Annotated in this window: 25 protein-coding genes; 10 read left to right on the top strand and 15 right to left on the bottom strand. The window is 67.5% G+C overall.

From position 1 onward, the window contains the following. Positions 1 to 117 precede the first annotated feature (117 nt). Entirely contained in the window at positions 118 to 1050 is a 933-nt protein-coding gene (locus DIE06_RS10195; RefSeq protein WP_124661310.1) for a LysR family transcriptional regulator, read from the top strand. A 109-nt stretch (positions 1051 to 1159) separates the two neighbouring features. On the opposite strand, the gene DIE06_RS10190 is transcribed toward DIE06_RS10195, so the two are convergent. After that, the gene (locus DIE06_RS10190) at positions 1160 to 1867 is read right to left on the bottom strand and encodes an SDR family NAD(P)-dependent oxidoreductase (protein WP_124661309.1); all 708 of its coding nucleotides are present in this window, start codon (positions 1865 to 1867) and stop codon (positions 1160 to 1162) included. Between the two features lie 885 nt (positions 1868 to 2752). On the opposite strand from DIE06_RS10190, the gene DIE06_RS10185 reads away from it, so the two are divergent. Next, entirely contained in the window at positions 2753 to 3382 is a 630-nt protein-coding gene (locus DIE06_RS10185) for a HEAT repeat domain-containing protein (protein ID WP_185733380.1), read from the top strand. Positions 3383 to 3726: 344 nt separating this feature from the next. Here the strand turns inward: DIE06_RS10185 and DIE06_RS10180 are convergent, their stop codons facing one another. After that, on the bottom strand, positions 3727 to 4215 hold the full coding sequence (locus tag DIE06_RS10180; protein WP_124501412.1) for an aminoacyl-tRNA deacylase: 489 nt from the start codon (positions 4213 to 4215) through the stop codon (positions 3727 to 3729). 101 nt (positions 4216 to 4316) lie between these two features. Next, positions 4317 to 5303, bottom strand: a complete 987-nt coding sequence (locus tag DIE06_RS10175; protein WP_124661307.1) for a cysteine synthase A — start codon at positions 5301 to 5303, stop codon at positions 4317 to 4319. A 140-nt stretch (positions 5304 to 5443) separates the two neighbouring features. Here DIE06_RS10175 and DIE06_RS10170 point away from each other — a divergent pair, with 140 nt between their 5' ends. Together DIE06_RS10170 and DIE06_RS10165 are read left to right on the top strand one after the other, a co-directional pair. After that, positions 5444 to 5932, top strand: a complete 489-nt coding sequence (locus DIE06_RS10170) for an adenosine-specific kinase (RefSeq protein ID WP_014896986.1) — start codon at positions 5444 to 5446, stop codon at positions 5930 to 5932. Between the two features lie 220 nt (positions 5933 to 6152). After that, positions 6153 to 6440 carry a YciI-like protein gene (locus DIE06_RS10165; protein WP_124610809.1) on the top strand — a complete coding sequence of 96 codons (288 nt, stop codon included), beginning with the start codon at positions 6153 to 6155 and terminating at the stop codon, positions 6438 to 6440. Positions 6441 to 6458: 18 nt separating this feature from the next. Here DIE06_RS10165 and corA read toward each other — a convergent pair whose 3' ends face one another. Next, positions 6459 to 7436, bottom strand: coding sequence for a magnesium/cobalt transporter CorA (gene corA, locus DIE06_RS10160; protein WP_124610810.1), 978 nt, complete (start codon positions 7434 to 7436; stop codon positions 6459 to 6461). 181 nt (positions 7437 to 7617) lie between these two features. Between corA and cydX the strand changes: the two genes are divergently transcribed. Both cydX and DIE06_RS10150 read left to right on the top strand, forming a co-directional pair. Next, a complete protein-coding gene (gene cydX, locus DIE06_RS10155; RefSeq protein WP_124610811.1) occupies positions 7618 to 7764 on the top strand; it encodes a cytochrome bd-I oxidase subunit CydX in 147 nt (48 codons plus the stop codon). Further along, positions 7761 to 8378, top strand: a complete 618-nt coding sequence (locus DIE06_RS10150) for an ATP-binding protein (RefSeq protein WP_124661306.1) — start codon at positions 7761 to 7763, stop codon at positions 8376 to 8378. Before cydX ends, DIE06_RS10150 begins: the two co-directional genes overlap by 4 nt. Before the next feature lie 120 nt (positions 8379 to 8498). Here DIE06_RS10150 and DIE06_RS10145 read toward each other — a convergent pair whose 3' ends face one another. Next, positions 8499 to 9599 carry a saccharopine dehydrogenase family protein gene (locus tag DIE06_RS10145; RefSeq protein ID WP_124661305.1) on the bottom strand — a complete coding sequence of 367 codons (1101 nt, stop codon included), beginning with the start codon at positions 9597 to 9599 and terminating at the stop codon, positions 8499 to 8501. 445 nt (positions 9600 to 10044) lie between these two features. Beyond that, positions 10045 to 10509: an Lrp/AsnC family transcriptional regulator gene (locus tag DIE06_RS10140; protein WP_006481526.1), complete on the bottom strand. Its 465-nt coding sequence runs from the start codon at positions 10507 to 10509 to the stop codon at positions 10045 to 10047. Positions 10510 to 10844: 335 nt separating this feature from the next. Between DIE06_RS10140 and DIE06_RS10135 the strand changes: the two genes are divergently transcribed. Continuing rightward, positions 10845 to 11390, top strand: coding sequence for a Spy/CpxP family protein refolding chaperone (locus DIE06_RS10135; protein WP_124661304.1), 546 nt, complete (start codon positions 10845 to 10847; stop codon positions 11388 to 11390). Positions 11391 to 11527: 137 nt separating this feature from the next. Then, positions 11528 to 11959 (top strand): PGDYG domain-containing protein, encoded by a 432-nt coding sequence (locus tag DIE06_RS10130; protein ID WP_124661303.1) that lies wholly within the window; start codon positions 11528 to 11530, stop codon positions 11957 to 11959. 52 nt (positions 11960 to 12011) lie between these two features. On the opposite strand, the gene DIE06_RS10125 is transcribed toward DIE06_RS10130, so the two are convergent. The 8 genes from DIE06_RS10125 to DIE06_RS10090 form a co-directional block, all read right to left on the bottom strand. Then, entirely contained in the window at positions 12012 to 12374 is a 363-nt protein-coding gene (locus DIE06_RS10125) for a DUF3022 domain-containing protein (protein WP_124610815.1), read from the bottom strand. 12 nt (positions 12375 to 12386) lie between these two features. Next, positions 12387 to 13175 (bottom strand): YhfC family intramembrane metalloprotease, encoded by a 789-nt coding sequence (locus DIE06_RS10120; protein WP_124661302.1) that lies wholly within the window; start codon positions 13173 to 13175, stop codon positions 12387 to 12389. A gap of 54 nt (positions 13176 to 13229) precedes the next feature. Beyond that, positions 13230 to 14273, bottom strand: coding sequence for a LacI family DNA-binding transcriptional regulator (locus DIE06_RS10115; RefSeq protein ID WP_124661301.1), 1044 nt, complete (start codon positions 14271 to 14273; stop codon positions 13230 to 13232). A gap of 320 nt (positions 14274 to 14593) precedes the next feature. Then, entirely contained in the window at positions 14594 to 15559 is a 966-nt protein-coding gene (locus DIE06_RS10110; protein ID WP_124661300.1) for an NAD(P)-dependent oxidoreductase, read from the bottom strand. 5 nt (positions 15560 to 15564) lie between these two features. Continuing rightward, entirely contained in the window at positions 15565 to 16845 is a 1281-nt protein-coding gene (locus tag DIE06_RS10105; RefSeq protein ID WP_124661299.1) for an MFS transporter, read from the bottom strand. A 112-nt stretch (positions 16846 to 16957) separates the two neighbouring features. Then, positions 16958 to 17950, bottom strand: coding sequence for a sugar kinase (locus DIE06_RS10100; RefSeq protein WP_124661298.1), 993 nt, complete (start codon positions 17948 to 17950; stop codon positions 16958 to 16960). A gap of 26 nt (positions 17951 to 17976) precedes the next feature. Then, positions 17977 to 18741, bottom strand: coding sequence for a TIM barrel protein (locus DIE06_RS10095; RefSeq protein WP_124661297.1), 765 nt, complete (start codon positions 18739 to 18741; stop codon positions 17977 to 17979). A 161-nt stretch (positions 18742 to 18902) separates the two neighbouring features. Continuing rightward, positions 18903 to 19796: a LysR family transcriptional regulator gene (locus DIE06_RS10090; RefSeq protein ID WP_124661296.1), complete on the bottom strand. Its 894-nt coding sequence runs from the start codon at positions 19794 to 19796 to the stop codon at positions 18903 to 18905. A 111-nt stretch (positions 19797 to 19907) separates the two neighbouring features. Between DIE06_RS10090 and DIE06_RS10085 the strand changes: the two genes are divergently transcribed. Both DIE06_RS10085 and DIE06_RS10080 read left to right on the top strand, forming a co-directional pair. Continuing rightward, the gene (locus DIE06_RS10085) at positions 19908 to 20984 is read left to right on the top strand and encodes a YeiH family protein (RefSeq protein WP_124661295.1); all 1077 of its coding nucleotides are present in this window, start codon (positions 19908 to 19910) and stop codon (positions 20982 to 20984) included. Positions 20985 to 21099: 115 nt separating this feature from the next. After that, the gene (locus DIE06_RS10080; RefSeq protein WP_221624047.1) at positions 21100 to 22833 is read left to right on the top strand and encodes a ClcB-like voltage-gated chloride channel protein; all 1734 of its coding nucleotides are present in this window, start codon (positions 21100 to 21102) and stop codon (positions 22831 to 22833) included. A 70-nt stretch (positions 22834 to 22903) separates the two neighbouring features. Here DIE06_RS10080 and DIE06_RS10075 read toward each other — a convergent pair whose 3' ends face one another. Beyond that, entirely contained in the window at positions 22904 to 23524 is a 621-nt protein-coding gene (locus tag DIE06_RS10075) for a TetR/AcrR family transcriptional regulator (protein WP_124661293.1), read from the bottom strand. Between the last annotated feature and the right edge of the window lie 113 nt (positions 23525 to 23637).

Below are 23637 nucleotides of genomic sequence, written 5' to 3'. Positions count from 1 at the left end.
GCCGCCCGGTGCCGGCTGCCGAGTTCGCCGGTTCGCTGGTTTCCCACCCGGGATTCCTGCACACTCGCTGTCTGGACGTCCCGCGACGACAGCACCGGACACGGCAGGAGCCGCCCCATGCAACGAAAATTCGACGACCTCCTCCTCGGCAGCATCGAGCTGTTCTGCCTGGCAGCCGAACTCGGCAGCTTCACGCTCGCCGCGACGGCCGCGAGCGTCACGCCAGCTGCGGTCAGCCGGTCGGTCGCGCGGCTCGAGGAGCGTCTCGGCGTACGCCTGTTCGTACGCACGACGCGGCAAATCCGCCTGACCGATTCCGGGCGGCGCTACTTCGAGCAATGCCGTGATGCGCTGTCGCAGCTCGTCGATGCGGAGCGCGAAGCGACGGGGCAGCAGGCGACCCCGGCGGGCGTACTGCGCATCAGCATGCCGACGCCGTATGGCCACTATCGCGTACTGCCGCTGCTGCCCGCGTTTCGCGAGCGCTACCCCGACGTGCGCGTCGAAACACACCTGAGCAACCGCAACATCGACTTCGCCGAGGAGGGCTTCGACCTGGCGATCCGCGGCCGCGCGCCGGCGGATTCGAGCCTCGTCGCACGCAAGCTGGAGGACGCCGAACTCGTCGTCGTCGCGACGCCCGGCTACCTGCAGCGCGCCGGCGTGCCGCGCGCCGTCGACGATCTGCATGCGCACGAATGCATCCAGTTCGAGCTTCCGAGCAGCGGCCGGCCGATTCCGTGGCTGTTCAACGACGGCTCGACGGAAATCGAAATCGCGACGACCGGCAGCTATGGCGCGTCGGGCGACGTCCTTGCCGGCGTCACGCTCGCGCGCAGCGGCGCGGGCCTGTTCCAGACCTATCGCTTCATCGTCGAACGGGATCTGCGGGAGGGGACGCTCACGGAAGTGCTGTCCGGCCAGGGCGGTCGGTCGCGGCCGTTCGTGCTGCTGTATCCGCATGCACGCTATCTGTCGTCGCGCGTGCGCGTCTTCGTCGACTTTCTCGTCGAACATCTGGAGCAAGCGCCCGGCAAGCGGGCGCGCTAGCCGCGTCCGGCCACGCCGGCAACGGAGCAGGGAGGCGCGAACGGCACGGCTGCGCCCGTCGCGGGCCGCCTCGCACCGTCCGCGCCGTCGCATTCTGGCTACTCTGCGCTCAGTGCCCGGCGCTCTGGCCGCCGTCCACGTGCAGGATCTCGCCAGTGACGAACGGCGCCGAATCGAGATACAGGATCGCGCCGACGATGTCGCTCATCTCGCCCATCCGGCCGACCGGGTGAAGCGATGCGAGCGTCGCGTGCGTGTCGGGCGCATGCATCGGCGACTTGATGATGCCGGGCGACACGGCGTTCACGCGGATGCCGGCCTTCGCATATTCGATCGCGAGCGACTTCGTCGCCGCATTGAGCCCGCCTTTCGTCAGCGATGCGAGCGCCGACGGCACGTTGCTGTTCGCGTGGTCGACGAGACTCGTCGTGATGCTGACCACGTGACCGCTGCCATTGCGCTGCATCGCCGCAATCGCGCGCTGCGTGACGTGGAAGAAGCCGTCCAGGTTGACGCGGCTGATGGCCGCGTAGTCGTCGGCCGTGTACTGCGTGAACGGCTTCGCGATGAAGATGCCTGCGTTGTTGACGAGCGTGTCGACCCGGCCGAAGCGTTCGATTGCGGTGTCGACCACACGCCGCGCGACCGCCGGGTCGCCGATGTTGCCCGCAACGGCGACGAGATCGGGATCGTCCGACGGCCCGATCGAGCGGGACGTCGCGACCACCCGATGGCCCTGGGCGCGGAATGCGCTGACCGTTTCAGCACCGATGCCTTGCGATGCGCCGGTGACGATGATGACTTTGGAAGTGCTCATGATATGCCTCGACAGGTGACTGGTTTTCGGCTTCAGTGCCGACCGGATCGATGAATCCGATGGACCAGACTCTAGGCGTGTCAGGCCGGAGTTCGAACACCCACCGTGGACCAACAGTCTTGCGTCACGGGAACAAATGCGGAGTAGAGCGGGGGGCGGCCGCAGCGGCGATCGGTGCGGCGGCGTATTGCTGGCGTATTGCTGGCGGTGAATCGACGCGGCCGCCAACGAGCCGGCATTGGTGCGCGATGACACGCATCGACCGCCGTGAATTCGGGGGTTTGCGCGGTGAAATGCTGCGAATGCTGCGCGGTGGCTTGCTCGAACGCGTCGGGCACTTCGCTTGTTTATCGATACTATCCGGATAACTTTTCTTATCACAATAGCATTATTATTTTCCTAAACTGCCGAATATGAAAACGCGTCTGACCAGCCGTTCACACGCCCCTCCGACGGCTCCGAAAGCGGATCAGGGCAGGGCTGCCGCCGCACGCGCCTGCTCGGTGCGCTATCCGTCATTCCGAACGCGGCCAAAGCTGGCACAATCCTGCCCACGTCCGTAGATGCGACGCGATCTCGCCCCGCGCCGGACGACGCCGATCCGTTCCTGCCGGACGCTTGCTTCGAGCGCGACGGACATTCGCGCCTCACCTGCATATGTGCACGGATCGCGCGGGCGCCGGCACGGGACCGCATGCGCGTGCCGTCGAATGGCCGGCGCGGCATGCGAGTCTCGCGGCACAACCGGCGCTGGGCGGCAAGACAAACGCGGAGGGCGGGGCGGATGCATCCGATTCGGGGCCAGGGCGGCGCTCGGCACCTGATGGCGCGCATTCGCGCCGCATGCATCGCACCGCGAAGTGCGCCGCAATCAATACACTTTCCATGCACGCGTCGAACACACTGCACGAACAGGTCGAGAAATTCAGGGAATGGGCGGCGCTATACCCGGCCCGCCAGCGAAGCGCCGAATGGGAATGCGAGTACGGCCATTGGGAAGCGCTGTGGGACGCGTCGCTTGCCGTCGTCGACTCGTTTGCGCCCGACGCCTGGACCGCAACCGCGTGCGCCGACCTGCTTTACGCGATTGCCCGCGACCACGCGCTGGAACACATTTCGAGCATGCTCTGGACACAACCCGGCGCGTTGCTGGCGCTCGCGCGCGCCTCGATCGATGCGTCGGAGCCGAACGCCAGATGGCAACTGGCCGCGCGACTCGGCGGACTGGGCTCGCATGCCGCCGAGGCCGAAGCGCTGCTGTTGCGCCTGGTGAACGACGAAGACGAATACGTGCGCCGGCGCGCGTTGCTTGCGCTGGGCGCACTGAGATCGGCTCATGCGGAAGCGCTCGCGGAGCGAGCATGGCACACCGGCCACGAATATCAGCGGATCGCCGCGTTGTGGGTGCTCAAGGAGATCCAATCCGGCAAGCTGGCGCAGTACGTCAAGCTGGCCGAGGAAGACGGCCGCGAATACGTCGTCCGGAACGCGCGGGACGTGATGAATGCGGGTTGAACGCCGCGTCGTCGGCAACCGGCAACTGGAATCCGGGCAGCAGATCGGCCGCAAAAACAGCCGTTTCAATCTAGCCACTACAGGGCCTGACAGCCCCTTTAAGGGCCAAATCAAAATCGCAATTTAACTTTGATAATTATGATTATGTCAAATGCGAAATTTACCCGAAACCACCACTGAAACCCCGGCCGGACGCCGCCAGAATCCCGCCTCACCGGTCGCCCGCAGCCATCGTTTTCCCCCGTGAACGCGGCCACGGCAAAACCGCCGACACGCGATCCCTCGACGGCCGCCCGCCAGACGCCGTCTCCACCCACCGCAAACCGCCCGCAACAGGACGATGATCAGGACAACCACATCCCCTGCATCTTGTGCGAGAAATGCGCGCGCTCGGCCGTCTCCATCAGCGACAGGAATTCGTCCTGCATCATGTGGATCAGCGCTTCGTGGTCGCCGGCCTCGAAATACACTTCCGGCTGCTGTGCGAGATGTTCTTCGAGGAACGTCTTCATCCCGTACGCCATGCACACCGGCGGCAACGCGCCCAGGTCGCAATCCTTGAACAGTTCGCGCAGTTCGATTTCCCTGGCGAGCACGAGATGGCGGCCGGTCTTGACCCAGAGATCCGACAGCCGCACCGCGTGCGACGTCGGCAACACGGCGGCGACGTAGCCTTCGTCGTCCTCGAGCAGCACGGTTTTCGCGAGGCGATCGCCGGGGATATGCGCGGCGGCGGCCGTCTCCATGCTGGTATGGCTATACGGGTGGTACACGACCTCGTACCGCGATGACTTCTGGCGCAGGCAATCCTGCAGGGTGGCTGACATAGGCATGGCACACCTCGTCTGGGCAAATCGGGCGAACGAAGATCGCTCCGGATTCGTTCAGCATAGGTCGCATTCGGCCCGATGGAAATCGCCGCTTCGCCCCTTCCTCATTCGAGCTCCAACTCCGGTTCCAACCCCTTTTCGCGCAGCCATTCGCGGTTGAAAAGCCGCGCTCGATAGATGTCGCCGCGATCGCACAGCAAGGTCACGATCGTGTGCCCCGGGCCCATCCGGCGCGCCAGCCAGACCGCCGCCGCGACGTTGATGCCGCTCGATCCGCCGACATACAGCCCCTCCTCGCGCAGTAGCCGGTAGACCATCTTCACGCACAGTGGATCATCGATCCGCACGGCGTCGTCGATCGGCGCGCCGGCGAGATTCGCGGTGACACGCGTCGAGCCGATGCCTTCGGTGATCGAGTTGCCTTCGGTGCCGAGGTCGCCCGTCTTCACGTAACCGTAGAGCCCGCTGCCGTGGGGATCGGCCAGCACGATCCGGACCTCCGGATTCTGCTCCTTCAGGTAGCGGCTCACGCCCGCCAGCGTGCCGCCCGTGCCGGTCGCGCAGACGAATGCATCGACCGTGCCCGCCGTGTCGCGCCAGATTTCCGGCCCGGTCGTCTCGTAGTGCGCCTGCCGGTTGACGACGTTGTCAAACTGGTTGGCCCATACCGCGTTGTCGAGTTCGTCCGCAAGCCGCCCTGCAATCTTCTGATAGTTGTTCGGGTCGCGGTACGGCGCCGCCGGCACCGGGCGCACGTCGGCGCCGAGCGTGCGCAGGATCGCCATCTTGTCCGGCGATTGCGTGTCGGGAATCACAATCACGCAGCGATAGCCGCGCGCGGCGCAGATATGCGCAAGACCGATGCCCGTATTGCCCGCCGTGCCCTCGACGACGGTGCCGCCCGGCTTCAGCGCGCCGCGCTGCTCGGCGTCGCGGATGATGTAGAGCGCCGCGCGATCCTTCACCGATCCGCCCGGATTCATGAACTCCGCCTTACCCAGGATCTCGCAGCCCGTTTCCGCGCTGAGCTTCGCCAGCCGGATCAGCGGTGTGCGCCCCACGCAGTCGACGAAGCCTTGTCGCACGTCCATGCCCCCCCCTTTGCATTCACGCTCGCGCGCCATACACAACGAAGGATAGGACGCGCCGCGGCTATCAGCACCGGCTGCCGCGTACTAAGCTTGGAGAGCCCATTGCGGCGCCCGCGCCGCATCGCCAGACGAGGTCCGCCATGCTGCAATTGCAAACCGTCGCCGTCGACAAGCCCGAGGCCGTGAATTTCATTCTCGGCCAGTCGCATTTCATCAAGTCCGTCGAGGACATCCACGAGACGCTGGTCGGCGCCGTGCCTGGCATCCGTTTCGGGCTCGCGTTCTGCGAGGCATCGGGCAAGCGGCTCGTGCGCCGTTCCGGCACCGATGCGGAACTCGTCGAACTCGCGTGCCGCAATGCCAGCGCGATCGGCGCCGGTCACGCGTTCATCGTGTTCCTCGGCGACGGTTTCTATCCGGTCAACGTGCTCAATGCGATCAAGGCCGTCCCGGAGGTCTGCCGGATCTATTGCGCGACCGCGAACCCGACCGACGTGATCGTCGCGGAAACCGCGCAAGGACGCGGAATCGTCGGCGTCGTCGACGGTTTTCCGCCGCTCGGCATCGAGAACGACGACGACGTGCGCTGGCGCAAGGATCTGCTGCGCACGATCGGCTACAAGGCGTAGATACGAGCCGCCGAATGTGGCCTGCAGGCGTGGCTGCATAGAAGGTGCGTTAGGGCCGGGATTTCAGGATGGATGCGGTCCAGACCGTTAGTTGCATTTATAAGCGGGGGCACGCGCCGTCGTTCGGGTCGTACCGCTACCGTCCGCCTGTCCTATACTGCCGCAGCAGGCTGACGGCCGCGCCGACGCACCGTCCGCCACGACTCTTCCCGGAGCGACCATGCACTACCAGCTGATCTACGAACTCGTCGACGATTACCTGTCCCGGCGCGAACAGTATCGCGCCGAGCACCTCGCACTCGCGCGGGCGGCAACCGAACGCGGCGAACTCGTGCTCGCCGGCGCGTTGCAGGATCCGGCCGACCAGGCCGTGCTCGTGTTCGAAGGCGATTCGCCGGAAGCCGCCGAGTCATTCGCGCGTGCCGATCCGTACGTGCAGAACGGCCTCGTCAAGTCCTGGCGCGTGCGGCCGTGGCGCGTCGTGATCGGCAAGCACGCGCCGCGCTAGCGGTGCACGGGGCTATGGCTACAGCCACCCCGCCCGCTTGAAGCGCCACCACAACGCGAGATCGGCCGCGACCATCACCGCGATGCAGCCGTAGAAGCCGTACTTGAGGTGCAGTTCGGGCATGTTCGCGAAGTTCATCCCGTAGATGCCGGCGATCATCGTCGGTATCGCGAACAGCGCGGCGAACGAGCCGAGCCGCTTGGTCACCTCGTTCTCCGCGAGCGAGATCATCCCGAGGTTGACCTGGACCGCGGTCACGACCATCTCGCGCCGCCCTTCGATCGTCTTCACGATCCGCTGCAGGTGGTCGTACACGTCGCGGAAGTAATGCTCCATCCCGCTGCAGACCTGCGGGATGCGTCCGCCGGTGAGCTTCGCGAGCGGCTCGATCAGCGGCGCCGTGTGCTGGTGCAGCATCACGAGCCGGCGTTTCAGCGAATAGAGGTCCTCGATGATCACGCGCGACGACGCGGGCGTGGCCTTCGTGAAGATACGGTCCTCGAGTTCCTCGAGCTCGTTGCCGAGCGCCTCGAGGATCGGGAAATAGCGGTCGACGACCTGGTCCATCAACGCATAGAAGACGAACGCCGACCCTTCCTGCAGCAGGTGCGGCTCGCGCTCGCAGCGCTTGCGCACCGCGCGGAAGTCCTGCTCGGTATGGTTGCGGATCGACAGCACGTAGTTCGGGCCGACGAACACGTTCAGCTCGCCGACCTTGAATTCGCCGTCGTCGTCGAACTCGACCGTATGCAGCACCGCGAACAGCGAGTCGCCGTACTCCTCGATCTTCGGCCGTTGATGCCCCTTGCGGGCATCTTCGAGCGCGAGTTCGTGCAGCCCGAATTCCTCGCCCATCAGGTCGATCTCGTCCGGTGTCGGATCCTTCAGCGCGACCCACACGAAACACTCGGGCTTCGACACGTAGTCGCTGATGGCGTCGATATCGATGTCGGCCAGCTTGCGGCCGTCCTGGTATGCAGCACAGTTGATCAGCATGGTGTCCGTGATGTTGCCGTTTTCGCATCAGTTTACCGGTTTGGCGCGCGGGCGGCCCCCGGCTTGCGCGGCGCGCCGATATTGGTCATGATCGGACTGCCTGCGCCGCGGCACGCGCACGGCATCGCTTCGACAGACGCACGGCACGGCCGTGCGGCCCAACCGTCAAGGAGACAGACCCATGTGGTATTTCTCGTGGATACTCGGCATCGGCGTGGCGCTCGGCTTCGGCATCATCAACGCGATGTGGCTGGAGGCGGAAGTGTTTTCGCGCGACGACAAGCGCACTGACGCACCGCGCGCGGATTCGGGGAGCCGGTATTCGTGACGCACCTGGTGTTCTTCTGCGGTCATGCAGGCACCGGCAAGACCACGCTCGCGAAGCGGCTGATCGGGCCGCTGATGCGCGCGACCGGTGAAGCCTTCTGCCTGCTCGACAAGGACACGCTCTACGGCCGCTACAGTTCGGCCGCGATGGGCGCCCTCACCTCCGATCCGAACGACCGCGACAGCCCGCTCTACCTGAAGCATCTGCGCGACCCCGAATACCAGGGCCTGCTCGACACGGCCCGCGAGAATCTCGCGCTCGGCATCGGCGTGCTCGTGGTCGGCCCGCTGTCGCGCGAAGTGCGTGACCGCCGCATCCTCGATCGCGCGTGGCTCGGCATCGGGCCGGACGTCACGCTGACGGTCGTCTGGGTGCATACGGCGGAAGACGTCGCGCACCAGCGGATCGTCGCGCGCGGCAATCCGAACGACGCGTACAAGCTCGCGCACTGGGACGAATACCGGCAACGCCGCTTCGCGCCGATCGGCCACGAATGCGACGGCATCGTGATGTTCGACAACACCGCACCGTCCGACGCGGACATCGATGCGCTGCTGTACCGCATCGCACCGCCGGCGCAGCAGGCAACGATGGTGCCGCCGCTGCCCGCCTGAGCGGCGCGTACCGCACCGCTCTTCCCTGCTCTTCCCCGTTTCAACGCGCTTCAAAAAAACAACGCCGGAAGCGCTGTTGCGCTCCCGGCGTCGCTCGGCCCTCGTGCCGGAGACCGATCGTCAGGCGACTTCGTGCACGCGCTCCATCGTGCCGCCTTCGTACAACTTGCCGAAGCGGTTCGCGAGGAACGCCTTCAGCGACACCTTCTCCTGCGGGATGAAACCGCTCTGCGGCAGCTTCTTTTCGCGGAACAGATCCAGCACCGCGCACATCGCGCCGGCCGTCGTGATCTGGATCGCGCTCATGTGCATCCCGCACACGTCCTTCGCGAAAATCTTGCGCGTGAACACGTCCTGAACGAGCTGGCCGTCCTTCACGCCCGTCACCGTGACGAACACGAGCACGACGTCCTGCTTGGTCGACGGCACCGCGCGGCGCATGATCGACTTCAGCGTGTCGCGGTCGCTCGACAGGCGCAGGTCCTCGAGCAGGAACTGCACGAGTTCGCGGTGGCCCGGATAGCGCACCGACTTGTAGTCGAGCGTCTCGACCTTGCCCGACAGCGTCTCGCACAGCGTGCCGAGGCCACCCGACGTGTTGAACGCTTCGTATTCGGTGCCGTCCAGCGAGAAGTGCTCGAGGCCTTCGAGCGGCTGCACCCACTGCTTGCGGCCGTCGCGGATCGCTTCGCACGGCTGGCAGTATTCGTTGATCAGGCCGTCGACGCTCCACGTCAGGTTGTACTTCAGCGCGTTGGTCGGATACTCGGGCAGCGCGCCGACGCGCATCTTCACGTCGCGCACTTCGCTGAAGCCGTTCACGAGCTCGTGTGCGGCGATGCCGATGAAGCCCGGTGCGAGGCCGCACTGCGGCATGAACGCACGATCCGAACCGTCGGCCAGTTCGCGGATCGCATGGGTCGCGCGCACGTCTTCGGTCAGGTCGAAGTAATGGACGCCGGCCGCCTTGGCCGCCGCGGCGACGTTGACCGCGAGGTAGTACGGCAGCGCGTTGACGAGCGCATCGAAGCCCTTCACGGCTTCACGGATCGCATTGGCGTCGGCCGAATCGACACGTTGCGTCGCGATGCCTTCACGCGACAGCTTGGCGAGCGCATCCACATCGCGGTCGAACGCGACGACTTCGTAGTCGCCCGTTTCACGCAGCATGTGAGCAATGGTGTGGCCGATCAGACCTGCGCCGACGATGGCGATTTTCATGCGCTTATCTCCTGATGATGAGTTGGGTATTGGTGTACGGCGTCGAGCCATGAACACAGTTTAGGGACGCGCAAAATCAGTTCCAAGACGAAGAATGATGCGAAACGACCGATTAATTCGACGCAATGACGATACATTTCGTCACAACGACCAAATCGTCTAAAAATCGCGTATATGACGCGCCGCAAACGGGTCGCGATGGGCACGTCTGGACGGACAGGAAGGAACGCGCAAAGCGGGACATGCGCAGGTGCAGGTGCAGGTGCAGGAATCGTTGCGCGCGCCCGGGCACGCATGCGACGCAACGACGCTCGCGCGACGATGCGCGAGGCAACGCGCCGCCTCGCGGCGAGCGCCGGCGGCGGGCATCGAGAGAAGGGAAAGGAGGAAAAACCTGCGCGACGAATCGCGCCGCGGCGTCACACGCGACGCCGCATGCGACGCGTCATCCGCCGATCGTGCCGCGATCGATCTTGCGCGACAGAATGATCGACGTCGTCGTGCGCTCGACGCCTTCGAGCGTACCGATCTGGTCGAGCAGGTCGTTGAGCCGCTCCGGCGAATCGGCACGCAGCCACGCGACGTAGTCGTATTCGCCGCTCACCGCGCACAGCAGCTGCACCTCGGGCATCCGGTCGAGCTTGCGCAGCACGTCCTTGCCGAACTTCGGCGTGAGGATGATGCCGACGTACGCGTAAATGCTCGCATCGAGCACGTCCTGGCCGAGCCGCACGCTATACCCGGCGATCACGTTGGTGCGCTCGAGCCGCGCGATGCGCGCGACGACCGTCGTGCGGGCAACGTCGAGCTGTCGCGCGAGATCGGCGACGCTTGCGCGCGCATCCGCTTGCAGCAGCGCGACGAGTTGCCGGTCGAGATCGTCGAGTTGGTCGAGGCGAGGTGGACGCATGAGGCTGGGCCGGCGTGCAGCGCGCCGGCAAAATGGAACGTGACGCGATGATAGCGCCGAACGCCGGTACGCCCAAACGGCATCGCCCGCCATCACGAGTGCACGCGTTCGCGCCACCCTCGTCGTCCGCGTGCGATGCCCCGCATGCCGATCCAACGCCATCGACACTCGCACGCTATGTCCCTTTCAATTTCGATTCGTATCGGATGTAAGCAAGTGTCGCTTTCGCTGCCGCGTCGCATCCAACGTGCTACTAATAACGTGCGACGCGAGATGCGCGCTCGCGGCACTGGCCGCCGCGCCCGCTCGCACGACACCACCCCGGAGAGCCAACCATGAAGAAAATCTCGCTCACCCTCGCTACGCTCGTCGTTGCGGCAAGCGCATTCGCGCAGACCCAGCCGCAACCGCAGACGCCCGCTCCGGCGACGGCAACGGCCGCGTCGGCCCCGAGCGCCGAACAGCGCGCGGCGCGCCATGAAGCGCGCATCGAGCAACGCATCAAGTACCTGCACGATCAACTGAAGATCACGTCGGCGCAGGAGCCGCAATGGAAGACGTTCGCCGACACGATGCGCGAGAACGGCGACACGATGGGCCGCCTCTATCGCACGCGGATGGAAAGCCATAACGTATCGGCGGTCGACGACATGAAGCAGTACGCGGAACTCGCGCAGGCGAACGCGGACGGCGCGAAGAAGCTCGCCGACGCATTCGCGCCGCTCTACGCGAGCTTCCCGGCCGACCAGAAGGCGCTGGCCGACACGACGTTCCGCAGCTGGCTGCACCACGGCGGCGAACACCGCGGCGCGGGCAAGGCCAAGAGCAAGGAAGGCAAGGCAGCCGCAGCACCGGCCGCCAGCGCGCCCGCACAACCCTGACGCCCGCCTCGCCGGCGCCGCGCGGCCCACCCTGGCCGAACGGCGTCGCGCATCCCGCGGGAATCCGGCACGTCACACGGCGCGCCGGATTCGGGATAAGCTCCCGGCTCTTCCAGCAATTCCCGCACTTCCCCACCATGCTCGAACTCAAGCACATCGATCTGCGTACCGACCCGCAAGCCCGTCACGTCGTCAAGGACGAGACCGTCACGGTCGCCTTCGCGGATGCCGACGGCGAACTGATGAGCCTCGAAGGCCCGAACCGCTATGTCGCGGGCGACGCGCTGATCACCGGCTCGACCGGCGACCGCTGGGTCGTCTCGCGCGCGCGCTTCGACGCGAAGTACCTGCCTGCCGATCCGGCGCTCGCGCACGGCACGCCGGGCGCCTACCGGAACCGGCCGGCCGTCGTGCTCGCCCGCCGGATGGACGAGCCGTTCACGATCGCCCGCTCGGAAAACGGTGACACGCTGCGCGGCATTGCCGGCGACTGGGTGATGCAGTATGCGCCCGGCGACTACGGCGTCGTGCAGGCGCAGCGGTTCGCGCAGGTCTACCGCGACGCGTAACGCGTAACACGCTATATGCCGGCATCGCGCCGGCGCGCGCTCACGTCAACGGTCAGGCAAAGTCTTCGTCGAGTTCGAGCTCCGCGGCGCGCTCGACGGCCTCACCGGCCGCATGCCGCTCCTCGAGCGAGCCGAGCATCGCTTCCGTGTACGCATGCAGCACCGCGTGGCTGCGGGCGCGCTGCATCGGCCTGAGCGCCAGATAACGCGCCAGCGCGGCCGGCACGATGCGGATGTCGAGCGTCATCCGCTTCGGCGTCGAGCCGAAACGCATCGCGAGCCATTGCACGGACAGGAACCGTCCGCGTTCGTCGCTGCTTTCGGCAAAGCGCGTCTGCTCCGGAAAGAGATCGCAGATCACGCGTGCGAGCGCATCGAATTCGGCGCTCTGACATTCGATCAGATAGTCGTCCATTCCGTCCTCCCGTCAGGCCGCCGCGCGCGGCGACCGGCACGTCTTCACCAGCACGGCGACCAGGATCGCTGCCAGCACGAAATACCCGGCCTCGAGCGATCCGGCCGGCAGCACGCGCACCTGGTACAGCAGCGCCGGCGCGGCCGCCAGCGCATGCAGCACGATCGCGAGCGGCAGCACGCCCGCGCGGCCGGCACGCACGCCGCGCCAGACCAGCACCGACAGCGCGAGCTGCACCGCGAACGCCGCGCAGCGCTCGATCAGCAATAGCAGGATCGACTGTGCCGACAGCGTCGCCAGCATCACATGCAGCCGCACGACGGTATCGCCCGGCAGATCCGCGAGCTGCGTCTCGAGCTGCCCGCGGCTCGCGAGCCACGCGAGATACGACCACTGGCCCCACACGAGCACGCCGACGAACCAGGCCTCGGCACCGGCATGACCGATCCCGTAGCCGATGCCGCGCCCGTCGCCGTTGGACGCGCCGTAGCGGCGGTTCAGGAAGCGCATCCCGAGATAGCGGCCGGCTTCCTCGAACACGGCGGTCGCGAGCGCGCTGTATGCGACGAACGCGAGCGGCTGCGTGAGCCAGCCGCCGGCGGGCGTCTGGCTCAGCACGAGGCCATGGAACGCGCGTTCGACGATCATCGCGAACAGCGTGAAGACGGCGACGCCGACGATCGCGTCGCGGCGGTCGAGCGCAAGCGGCTTGCGCAGGGTACGGAAGAGAACGAACGGCAGTAGCGCGATGATCAGCGTGGCGGCGATCAGCACCGCCAGCGTGACGGGGGCGACAGTCATGAATTTCCTTGTTCGGGGCAGCGCACCTGACGCGCTGCGTGCCCCGAATGATACTCAGCTTGCGGTCGACGCGCGCGCGATCAGCTCGCCCGGCAGCAACGCGACGCGCACGTCGCCGGCCGCGCCATCGATGCGCTCGTGCACGAATTCGACGGCCTTGTAGCCGATCTCGTAGGTCGGCTGGCGAATCGTCGTGATGCCGATCAGTTCGGCCCACTCCGGATCGTCGATCGACAGCAGCGCGGCCCTTTCCTGCCACGCGGCGCCGAAACGCGCGCGCAGGTGGCGCGCGATCGCGAGCGCGACCGGCGCGTTCGCGGCGAACAGCGCGGCACGCACGCCACGCCGCGTCGCGTCGTCGATGCGCGCGTCGAGGTCGGCGAGCGCCGCCGCGGCCACGGCGGGCTCGTTCAGGTCGAGCACGACCGTCGGCGGCACCGGCAGCCCGCGCGCACCGAGCGCCGCGCGGAACGCGGCCTCGCGCAGGCGCCGCGAGCTGACGTGCTCGAACGGCTGCACGACGAAATGGATCGCATCGAAGCCGTGCGCGATCAGGTGCGCGAGCGCCGTCTCGATCGCATCGGTATTGTCGAGCCCGATCAGGTCGGCCTCGAAACCCTCGACCGTGCGGTCGACGAGCACGGCCGGGATGCCGCCGCCGCGCAGCGGGCGCAGCACGTCTTCCTCGGCGCCGAGCGCATTGACGATCAGCCCTTCGACCCGGTAGGTCGTGAGCAGCTGCAGGAAGCGCCGCTCCATCTCGACCTCGTTGGCCGCGTGACAGATGAGCGGCATGTAGCCGAGCGCGTGGCACGCGGCCTCGACGCCCTGCAGCACTTCGACGGTATACGGATTGGTCAGGTCGGCCGCGAGCATGCCGAGCAGCCGGTTGCGGCCGCGCTTCAGCCCGCGCGCCATCTGGTTCGGCCGGTAGTTGAGGCGCGCGATCGCCGTCTCGATCCGCTGGCGCAGATCGGCGGACAGCACGTGCGTCTCGCCGTTCAGATAGCGCGAAACGCTGGTCTTGCCCGTGCCGGCTTCGCGTGCGACGTCACTGATCGTCGCCGGACGCTGCGTGGAAGGTTGCGAATCGCTCAAGTCGTGCCTCGCGACGTACGATCCGCGCCGCTTCGTGTGCGAACGGACCTTTGTTGTTGGATACGAAAGCCACCCGGCGGACGCCGCCGCCCCCCTTGCTTCGCGGTCGGCCGAAGCCGGCGCGTTCGCACCCGCTCCGGTCACCTGAAACGTACGGCGATCGGCCGCACCGGACCTGGCACGGATGTCCGTCGCCGGACGCCGCCGGCCGCGTGGCCGGGGCGTCGATGCGACAAGCGGGCGATCATAACGCAGCCTGCCCTCCCGCACCAAGACCGTCGCCTCTAACGCCGCCGGCCCCGCCGGCTGACCGCCGCCGCTCAGGCGCGTGCGAGCGCGTCGGGATTGACGAGGTTCGTGCGCAGCGTGCCGGCCAGCGCGCCGACCAGGTTTTCCGCGGCGCAGCGCGCCATCGCATGGCGCGTCTCGTGCGTCGCCGAGCCGATATGCGGCAGCGCGACGACGTTGCTCATCCGCAGCAGCGGCGAATCCGCCGGCAACGGCTCCTTTTCGAACACGTCGAGCCCCGCGCCGCGGATCGTGCCCGCGCACAGCGCGTCGATCAGCGCGGCCTCGTCGACCACCGGCCCGCGCGACGCGTTGATCAGGATCGCGCCGCGCTTCATCTTCGCGAATTCGGCCGCACCGATCAGGTGATGCGTTTCCGGCGACAGCGGCACCTGCACGCACACGAAGTCCGACTGCGCGAGCAGTTCGTCGAGCGTCACGCGCCGCGCGCCGTACTGCGTCTCGGCTTCGGCGTGCGCGGAACGGTTCGTGTACAGCACCTGCATCCGGAAGCCGAGCGCCGCGCGGCGCGCGACCGCGCCGCCGATCCGCCCGAGCCCGACGATGCCGAGCGTCTTGCCCTGCACGTCGGTGCCGTACAGATCGGGACCGATGCTGCGATGCCAGTGGCCGGCCTTCACCCACTCCGCCAGTTCGACCACGCGCCGCGCGGACGCGAGGATCAGCGAGAACACGGTGTCGGCGGTCGATTCGGTCAGCACGTCGGGGGTATGCGCGAGCACGATCCCGCGCCGCGTGAGATCCGCGACGTCGAAGTTGTCGTAGCCGACCGAGATCGTCGACCAGGCCTTCAGCCGCGGCGCGCGATCGAGCATCCGCGGCGTGACCTTCAGGCTCGCGCCGATCGCGCCGTCCGCGTCGCCGAGGGCGTCGGCGAGCGCGTCGGCGCCGTCGGCCTGCACGACGTCCGCCTGCTCGCGCAGGTACGCGAGAACGTCATCGGGCAGCGGCTTGTACGCGACGATACGAGGCTTCATCGTTTTCATTTTCCTTGCAGCGGCGTCGCGAGCGGGTGCGCATCGCGCGCCTGGGGTTTGACGGACAGCGTGAGGACCACCGCCGCGACGAGCGCGGCGCTCATGAACGCATACGATGCGACGGGCGACCCGGTCGCACCGTTCAGGTAGCCGACGAAATACGAGCCGACGAACGAGCCGAGCGCGCCCATGCTGTTGATCAGCGCCATCGCCCCGCCGGCGACGCTCTTCGGCAGCAGCTCCGGCACGATCGCGAAGAACGGGCCGTACGGCGCATACATCGCGGCGCCCGCGACGACCAGCAGCGCGTACGAGATCCAGAAATGCGACGAGCCGAGCGCATACGACGCGGCGAACGCGGCCGCGCCGACCAGCAGGAACGGCCACACGAAGCCGCGGCGCGAGCCGACCTTGTCGGACGCCCACGACGCGGCCAGCATCGCGATCGTCGCCGCGAGGTACGGCAGCGCCGACAGCCAGCCGGTCGCCACCATCCCGAGCTCGGAGCCGTTCTTGACGATCGACGGCAGCCACAGCACGAAGCCGTACACGCCGATGCTCCAGCAGAAGTACTGCGCGCACAGCTTGATCACCGCCGGCGAACGGAACGCCTCGCCGTAGTTGCGCACGGGCTTGATCGTCGCCTGTTCGGCCACGAGCGCGGCATCGAGGTCGCGCTTTTCCTGCGCGGTGAGCCACGGCGAATCGGCCGGCTTGTCCTGCACGAGGAACCACCAGCACACGGCCCAGATCACGGCCGGCACGCCTTCGGCGATGAACATGTGGCGCCAGCCGAATTCGTGCACGAGATAGCCCGACACGATCGACATCCACAGCACGGTGACCGGGTTGCCGAGGATCAGGAACGTGTTCGCGCGCGAACGCTCGTTCTTCGTGAACCAGTTGCTGATGTAGATCAGCATCGCCGGCATCACGGCCGCCTCGACCACGCCGAGCACGAAGCGGATCGCCATCAGCGACGGGATGTTGGTGACGACGCCCGTGAGCGCCGCGCATGCGCCCCACAGCACGAGGCTGACGAACACGAGCTTCTTGACGCTGCGGCGCTCCGCATAGATCGCGCCGGGAATCTGGAAGAAGAAGTAGCCGAGGAAGAACAGCGCGCCGATCAGCGACGACAGGCCCTTGCTGATCCCGAGATCCTGGTTGATGCCGGCCGCGGCCGCGAACCCGTAGTTCGCGCGGTCGAGGTAGGCAAGGCTGTAGGTGATGAAGACGATCGGCATGATCGTCCACCAGCGTCGTGCTGCGAGATTGGCTGCCATCAGAGTGTCTCCTTGGTAGACCGGCATCGACGAATCGTTGCGCCGTCCGGCCTCATGCAAAACCGTGCGCGAAGCACGAAATGGGTCCGCGGATTGTGCCGTGTCCGGCCTCTCATTGCGCGGTGACGGTTTCCTCCAGGCGATCGGCGCGATTGCTGACGTTTTCGAGCCGATCGAGCGCTGCACGGGTCGGCAAGCCTTCCGAATCGCCGATCACCTGGATCGCGAGCGCCCCGATGCGATTGCCGCGCACGACCGCCTGCTCGACGGACCGGCCTTCCAGCAGCGCGCTCACCACGCCGACCGCGAAGCCGTCGCCGGCACCGACCGTGTCGACCACGTTCGCGACGCGCTCGCCGGCGACCGTGCCCTCGCGGCCTTCGGCCGTGCGGAAGTACGCGCCCTCGGCGCCCAGCTTGATCACCACGCCGCGCGCACCTCGTGCCAGGTAGAAGCCCGCGATGTCGGCCGGCGTGTCGTGCCCGGTGAGCTGCCGCCCTTCGGCGAGGCCCGGCAGCACCCAGTCCGCAAGCGTCGCGAGCGCGTTCAGCGTCTTCGCCATCACGTCGGCGGACGGCCACAGCGTCGGGCGCAGGTTCGGATCGAACGAAATCGTCTTGCCGGCCGCGCGCATCTCGCGTGCCAGCTGGAACGCGAGTTCGCACGACGTCGCGGAGAGCGCCGGCGCGACGCCCGTCAAATGCAGGTGCCGTGCGCCGAGCACGTAGTCGGCCACGTAGTCGTCGCACGACAGGTGGCTCGCGGCCGAGCCCTTGCGGAAGTACTCGACGGTCGGGTCGCTGCCGTCGTCGTTGCGCGACTTCAGCTGGAAGCCGGTCGGATAGCGCGGATCGACGGTCACGCACGACGCGTCGATGCCTTCGCGCGCGAGCGTGTCGAGCACGTAGCCGCCGAACGAATCGCGGCCCACCCGGCTCATCCAGCCGACCCGGAAGCCGAGCCGCGACAGGCCGATCGCGACGTTCAGGTCCGCGCCCGCGATCCGCTTCGTGAATTGTTGCGCATGCGCGAGATGGCCGGGCTCGGCGGCGACGAACATCGCCATCGCTTCGCCGTAGGTCACGACATCGAGTGCTGCTTTCATGAGTGAATCCTCCTATCCTTCCGGCGTCACACGGCGGCGAGCCACGCGACGCGCCGGCCGGCATCGCCCGCCAGGTCGGCCGCATCGAACGGAAACTCGATACCGCGCGGCGCCGCGAGCGGCAAGGCCGCGAGCACGCCCGTGACGTGCGGATCGCCCGGCGCCGGCGCCACCGCGAAACGGCGCGCGCCCTCGCCGGCAACTGCCTTGCAATGAATGTATTCCACGTGCGGCGCGAGCGCCTCGGCGCACGCGAGCGGCGCTTCGCCCGGCCACTGCCAGTTGCCGATGTCGAACGTCATGCCGAGCGCGCCCGGCACGCCCGCCGCGGTCAGCGCATCGAACAGCCCGCGGAACTGCGCGAGCGCGCCGCCCACCGGTAGCTGGCCGTTCTCGACCACCACGCGGGTCCGCGCGCCGCGCGACAGCGCGACGATCTCGGCGGCATGCGCGTCGCCGGCGAAGCCGCCGAGCTGGAACTTGACGAGGCGTGCGCCGAGCGCGTCGGCTTCCACGAGCGTGTCGCGCAGCGCATCGGCATCGAGCGCGCCGGTTTCCGTGTACAACGTGGCCGGCGTCGAATAGACCGACCACAACCCGTGCGCGGCGAGTGCGGTGCCGAGCGCGGCCAGCGCGCCGGGCGTCGCGTCGTCGTCCGATGCGAACAGCTCGCGCCGCACCTCGAAGCCGGTCGCGCCGGATGCCGCCGCGGTCGCGATGAATGCACGGTGGCCCTCCTGACGCACGCGGTCCATCCCGAATGCGCTCGCCACGATCACGATGTCTGTCATTTCTGCCCTTTTTCCCCGGAATGGAACCGGTTCCATTTGCTTGAGACGGATGGTGCGCTTCGCTCCTGGTGCGCGCCATAGAGGAAATCCCTAGGGCCGGCCACCGTGCGAACGTGTGCCTGCGCACGCGCATCCGGCGCGCCCGGACCGGCTTCGGCCGCCTATCCGGCGTCGTGCGCGAGGCTCATCTCGAGGAACTGGGCGGCCACGCGCGACGGCGCGGCGCCGTGCGGCACCAGGATCGAGAAATGGCGCGTGAGCGGCGCGGGGGCCAGCGAGCGCGGCACGAGCGCCGCATCCTCGTGACGCAGCGACATCGCGGACACGAAGCCGACGCCCATCCCCGCGCGCACGGCCTCCTTCACGGCCTCGACGCCCGCGATCTCGAACGCGACGCGCATCGGCGCGCTGCCATGCGCGAACGCGCGTTCGACGAGCTGCCGCACGGCGGAGCCCTCCTCGCGCAGCACGAGCGGATGCGCGGCGAGCGCGTCGAGCGTGACGCCGGCTTCGTGCTCGGGTGCGGCAAGCGGATGTCCGGCCGGCACGACCGCGACGATCTCGTCCTCGTGCCACGGATGCACGGCGGTGCCGGGCGGCAGCGCCTCGCCGGGCGGCCCCTCGATCATCGCGATGTCGAGCGACGCCAGCGCGCCAACCACGTCGGCCGTGTTGCCGCTCATCGTATGGATCGCCACCCGCGGCACGCGCGGCTGGAACGCCGCGATCAGGTACGGCAGCAGGTAGCTGGCCGGCGTCGTGCTCGCGCCGATCCGCAGCGTGCCGGCGTCGAGCCCGCGCACCGCATCGCGAAACGCGCGCGCCTGCGCGAACGTGTCGCGCTGCGCCTTCGCGTACTGCGCGAGCTGCTCGCCGACCGGCGTCAGGCGGATGCCGCGGCCGTCGCGCTGGTACAGCGGCTCGCCGAACTCGTCCTGCAGCAGGCGCAGCTGGCCCGACACGGCCGGCTGCGACAGATGCAGCGCCACGGCAGCGCGGCTGATGTTCAGATGTTCGGCGACGGCCGCGAACGTTATCAGTTGATCCGGGGTCATGGGGACGAATTATCGGCTTTCCGGATAGTTTACGTCACAAATCACAATTTTTCATATCGATATAACCAAATTAGGATTAAGCCATCGCAACCCGTTTGATCACGGTGCCCCATGTCCACTGCCCCGACTCCCCATCTCAGCCACGCCGCGCCGTCGATGCGCGGCCAGTTGAACGGCGTGCTGTTCGTCGCGCTGTTCGCCGCCGCCGTCACCAGCCTGTCGCAACTGCCGGCGATCGCCGGGCTCGGCCTGTCGCCACTGATCGTCGGCATCGTCGCGGGCGCGCTGTACGGCAACGCGCTGCGCGACGGCATGCCCGCGAGCTGGGCGGCCGGTGTCAACTTTTCCGCGCGCAAGCTGCTGCGCATCGCGGTCGCGTTCTTCGGCCTGCGCGTGAGCCTGCAGGAAATCGCGCAGGTCGGCCTGCCGGGCCTGACGGTGTCGGTGCTGGTCGTCGTCAGCACGCTCGTGATCGGCACCTGGGTCGGCATGAAGGTGATGAAGCTCGATCGCGACGCGGCGCTCCTGACCGCCGCCGGCAGCGCGATCTGCGGCGCGGCCGCCGTGCTCGCGTTCGAGTCGACGCTGCAGTCGAAGCCGCACCAGAGCGCGATGGCCGTGGGCAGCGTGGTGCTGTTCGGCACGCTGTCGATGTTCCTCTACCCGCTCGCGTATCACGCCGGCCTGCTCGATCTCGATCCGGCCGGTCTCGGCCTGTTCTTCGGCGGCACGATCCACGAGGTCGCGCAGGTGGTCGGCGCGGCGAGCGACATCAGCCCGCAGGTCACGCACGTCGCGACCATCGTGAAGATGACCCGCGTGATGCTGCTGGTGCCGGTGCTGCTCACGCTCGGCTGGTGGCTCGCCCGCTCCGCACGCTCGGCCGATGCGACCGCCGGCGGCGCGCAGGGCAAGCGCAAGGTGGCGGTGCCGTGGTTCGCGCTCGGCTTCCTCGGCTTCGTGATCGTCAATTCGCTGAACGTGCTGCCCGCCGACGTCACGCACACGCTGAACGTGCTCGACACCTTCGCGCTGACGATGGCGATGACCGCGCTCGGCATCGAAACCCGAGTGTCGCAGATCCGCGAGGCCGGCCCGCGCGCCCTGACCACCGGCCTGATCCTGTACGTCTGGCTGATCGCCGGCGGCTACGGGATCACCTGGGCCGTGCAGCACTGGCTTGGCTGAGCCGCGCATCCACGCCGCGACACGCGCCGCGCCCGACGGGAAGGTCCCGCGGGCGCGGCGCAGTGCTATGCTTCGCGTCGTTTTCCTTCGTCCTCTCCATCACCCTCTTTCAGCCGTGCTCTCGTTCCTGCTGAAGCTGCGCACTCGCGCCCAGACGCTGTTCCGCCTGTCGGACGCCCATACGATGCTGATCTGGTCGGCCGTCGTCGGCGTCGGCGGCGCCTTCGCCACCATGGCGTTCCGCGAAGGCATCGACCTGATGCAGCACCTGATCTCCGGACACAGCGGCAGCTTCGTGCAGATGGCGAAAAGCCTGCCGTGGTACGTGCGCTTCTGGATGCCGGCCGCGGGCGGCTTCCTGGCCGGCTGCGTGCTGTTGCTCGCGACGCGCGGCGACAGGAAGTCCGGCAAGACCGACTACATGGAAGCGGTCGCGCTCGGCGACGGCGTCGTACCGGTACGGCAGAGCCTGTGGCGCAGCGTGTCGTCGCTGCTGACGATCGGCAGCGGCGGCTCGATCGGCCGCGAAGGCCCGATGGTGCAGCTCGCGGCGCTGGCCGCGTCGCTGGTCGGCCGCTTCGTACACTTCGACCCGCCGCGCCTGCGCCTGCTCGTCGCGTGCGGCGCGGCGGCCGGCATCACGTCCGCGTACAACGCGCCGATCGCCGGCGCGTTCTTCGTGTCCGAAATCGTGCTCGGCACGATCGCGATGGAGAGCTTCGGGCCAATGGTCGTCGCGTCCGTCGTCGCGAACATCGTGATGCGTGAATTCGCCGGCTACCGGCCGCCGTACGAGATGCCGGTGTTCCCGGCCGTCACGGGCCCCGAGGTATTGCTGTTCGTCGTGCTCGGCGCGCTGTGCGGCGTGCTCGCGCCGCAGTTCCTGCACCTGCTCGACGCATCGAAGAACCAGTTCAAGCGGCTGCCCGCGCCGCTGCCGGTGCGGCTCGCGCTCGGCGGCCTCGTGGTCGGCGTGATCTCGGTGTGGATTCCCGACGTGTGGGGCAACGGCTACAGCGTCGTGAACCAGATCCTGCATGCGCCGTGGACCTGGCAGGCGCTCATCGCGGTGCTGGTGTTCAAGGTGATCGCGACCGCCGCGACCGCAGGCTCCGGCGCGGTCGGCGGCGTGTTCACGCCGACGCTGTTCGTCGGCGCCGTGTTCGGCTCGCTGTTCGGGCTCGCGATGAACGCGCTGTGGCCCGGCCACACGTCCGCGTACTTCGCGTATGCGATGGTCGGGATGGGTGCGTTCATGGCCGGCGCGACGCAGGCGCCGCTGATGGCGATCCTGATGATCTTCGAGATGACGCTGAGCTACCAGGTCGTGCTGCCGCTGCTGGTGTCGTGCGTGTTCGCGTATTTCGTCGCGCGCGCGACCGGCACGACGTCGATGTACGAGATCACGCTGCACCATCATCAGGACGCACAAGAACGGCTGCGGCTGCGCACCACCCAGATGCGCGAGCTGATCCAGCCCGCGCAGACGGTCGTGCCGCTCACCGCGAGCGTCGCCGACATGACGCGCGTGTTTCTCGAGTATCCGGTGAAGTATCTGTACGTGACCGACGACGCGGGGCGCTTCCGCGGCGCGGTGGCCTTGAAGGACATCACGTCCGACCTGCTCGACAAGCGCGACACGACCGACAGGACGGCCGCGCATTACGTGCATACGCCGTTTCCGCTGCTCACGCCGGACATGCCGCTCGCGACCGCGCTCGAACGCTTCATGGCGTTCCAGGGCGAACGGCTGCCGGTGATCGAAAGCGAAGCCGAGCCGACGCTCGCGGGCGTCGTCTACAAGACGTCGTTGCTCGACGCGTACCGGCGGATGACCGGCGAGCGGTGACCTACCCGGGGCGCGGCGCCCGGTGCGGCTGGCGCCGCATCCTCGACCGCCGCTCCGCGCGCCGGATCGTTCAGTCCGGCGCGCGCCCCAGCACGACCCGTGCGAAGAACCCCGCGAGCACCGATTCGGCCACGTCGGCCGACACGTGCTGCGGATCGGCCGTGTAGTACGACTGCACGCCGTCGCACAGGCACATCAGCCCGAACGCGAGCGTCTCGGCCGGCAACAGCAGCGGCGTGCCCGCGCGCTCGGCGAAGCGCTGGATGAATTCGGCCATCTGCAGCCGCTTGCCGTGCAGGAACTGGTTGAAGCGCACGCGAAACTTCGCGTCGCGCGCGGCCTGCAGCTTCGCCTCGCCCCACAGCAGCGAATACTCGTCGTCGCGAAACAGTGTCCGGAAGTACGCGAGCGCCATCGACTCCATCTGCTCGCGCGGCCCGCCTTCCTCGAAGATCGCCTCGAAATCGGCCTGCACCGAATCATGGTCGCGCTCGAGCAGCTCGAGCAGCAGCTCCGACTTGCTGCGGAAATTCGAGTAGAACGCGCCGCGCGTGTAGCCCGCCGCCGCCGCGATGTCCTCGACGCTCGCGGCGACATAGCCTTTCTTCAGAAAAATCCGGTGTGCGGCATTCAGCAGACGTTCGCGCGTCTGGTCCCTGCTTTGCTCGCGAGTTAAGCGCTGTGGTTTCATGGCGCGCAGTCTAGCACCATCCGGCTTTCAGATTCATCTTTGCATTCAGATACAGGTGTGTATTAGAATCCGCCACAGTTTCCGAACGACCTCGTTCGGCTCTGTTCGTGCGC

The organism is Burkholderia sp. Bp8998, from assembly GCF_003854235.1.
Taxonomy (GTDB): domain Bacteria; phylum Pseudomonadota; class Gammaproteobacteria; order Burkholderiales; family Burkholderiaceae; genus Burkholderia.
Note: the sequence above shows the minus strand (reverse complement) of the source record. Positions and strands in the feature narration are given on the sequence as shown.

What these genes read in the sequence shown, in the direction of transcription:
- DIE06_RS10195 (WP_124661310.1), top strand. Translation starts at nt 118, where the DNA reads ATGCAACGAAAATTCGACGACCTCCTCCTCGGCAGCATCGAGCTGTTC.
- DIE06_RS10190 (WP_124661309.1), bottom strand. Translation starts at nt 1,867, where the DNA reads ATGAGCACTTCCAAAGTCATCATCGTCACCGGCGCATCGCAAGGCATC.
- DIE06_RS10185 (WP_185733380.1), top strand. Translation starts at nt 2,753, where the DNA reads ATGCACGCGTCGAACACACTGCACGAACAGGTCGAGAAATTCAGGGAA.
- DIE06_RS10180 (WP_124501412.1), bottom strand. Translation starts at nt 4,215, where the DNA reads ATGCCTATGTCAGCCACCCTGCAGGATTGCCTGCGCCAGAAGTCATCG.
- DIE06_RS10175 (WP_124661307.1), bottom strand. Translation starts at nt 5,303, where the DNA reads ATGGACGTGCGACAAGGCTTCGTCGACTGCGTGGGGCGCACACCGCTG.
- DIE06_RS10170 (WP_014896986.1), top strand. Translation starts at nt 5,444, where the DNA reads ATGCTGCAATTGCAAACCGTCGCCGTCGACAAGCCCGAGGCCGTGAAT.
- DIE06_RS10165 (WP_124610809.1), top strand. Translation starts at nt 6,153, where the DNA reads ATGCACTACCAGCTGATCTACGAACTCGTCGACGATTACCTGTCCCGG.
- corA (WP_124610810.1), bottom strand. Translation starts at nt 7,436, where the DNA reads ATGCTGATCAACTGTGCTGCATACCAGGACGGCCGCAAGCTGGCCGAC.
- cydX (WP_124610811.1), top strand. Translation starts at nt 7,618, where the DNA reads ATGTGGTATTTCTCGTGGATACTCGGCATCGGCGTGGCGCTCGGCTTC.
- DIE06_RS10145 (WP_124661305.1), bottom strand. Translation starts at nt 9,599, where the DNA reads ATGAAAATCGCCATCGTCGGCGCAGGTCTGATCGGCCACACCATTGCT.
- DIE06_RS10140 (WP_006481526.1), bottom strand. Translation starts at nt 10,509, where the DNA reads ATGCGTCCACCTCGCCTCGACCAACTCGACGATCTCGACCGGCAACTC.
- DIE06_RS10135 (WP_124661304.1), top strand. Translation starts at nt 10,845, where the DNA reads ATGAAGAAAATCTCGCTCACCCTCGCTACGCTCGTCGTTGCGGCAAGC.
- DIE06_RS10130 (WP_124661303.1), top strand. Translation starts at nt 11,528, where the DNA reads ATGCTCGAACTCAAGCACATCGATCTGCGTACCGACCCGCAAGCCCGT.
- DIE06_RS10125 (WP_124610815.1), bottom strand. Translation starts at nt 12,374, where the DNA reads ATGGACGACTATCTGATCGAATGTCAGAGCGCCGAATTCGATGCGCTC.
- DIE06_RS10120 (WP_124661302.1), bottom strand. Translation starts at nt 13,175, where the DNA reads ATGACTGTCGCCCCCGTCACGCTGGCGGTGCTGATCGCCGCCACGCTG.
- DIE06_RS10110 (WP_124661300.1), bottom strand. Translation starts at nt 15,559, where the DNA reads ATGAAGCCTCGTATCGTCGCGTACAAGCCGCTGCCCGATGACGTTCTC.
- DIE06_RS10105 (WP_124661299.1), bottom strand. Translation starts at nt 16,845, where the DNA reads ATGGCAGCCAATCTCGCAGCACGACGCTGGTGGACGATCATGCCGATC.
- DIE06_RS10100 (WP_124661298.1), bottom strand. Translation starts at nt 17,950, where the DNA reads ATGAAAGCAGCACTCGATGTCGTGACCTACGGCGAAGCGATGGCGATG.
- DIE06_RS10095 (WP_124661297.1), bottom strand. Translation starts at nt 18,741, where the DNA reads ATGACAGACATCGTGATCGTGGCGAGCGCATTCGGGATGGACCGCGTG.
- DIE06_RS10090 (WP_124661296.1), bottom strand. Translation starts at nt 19,796, where the DNA reads ATGACCCCGGATCAACTGATAACGTTCGCGGCCGTCGCCGAACATCTG.
- DIE06_RS10085 (WP_124661295.1), top strand. Translation starts at nt 19,908, where the DNA reads ATGTCCACTGCCCCGACTCCCCATCTCAGCCACGCCGCGCCGTCGATG.
- DIE06_RS10075 (WP_124661293.1), bottom strand. Translation starts at nt 23,524, where the DNA reads ATGAAACCACAGCGCTTAACTCGCGAGCAAAGCAGGGACCAGACGCGC.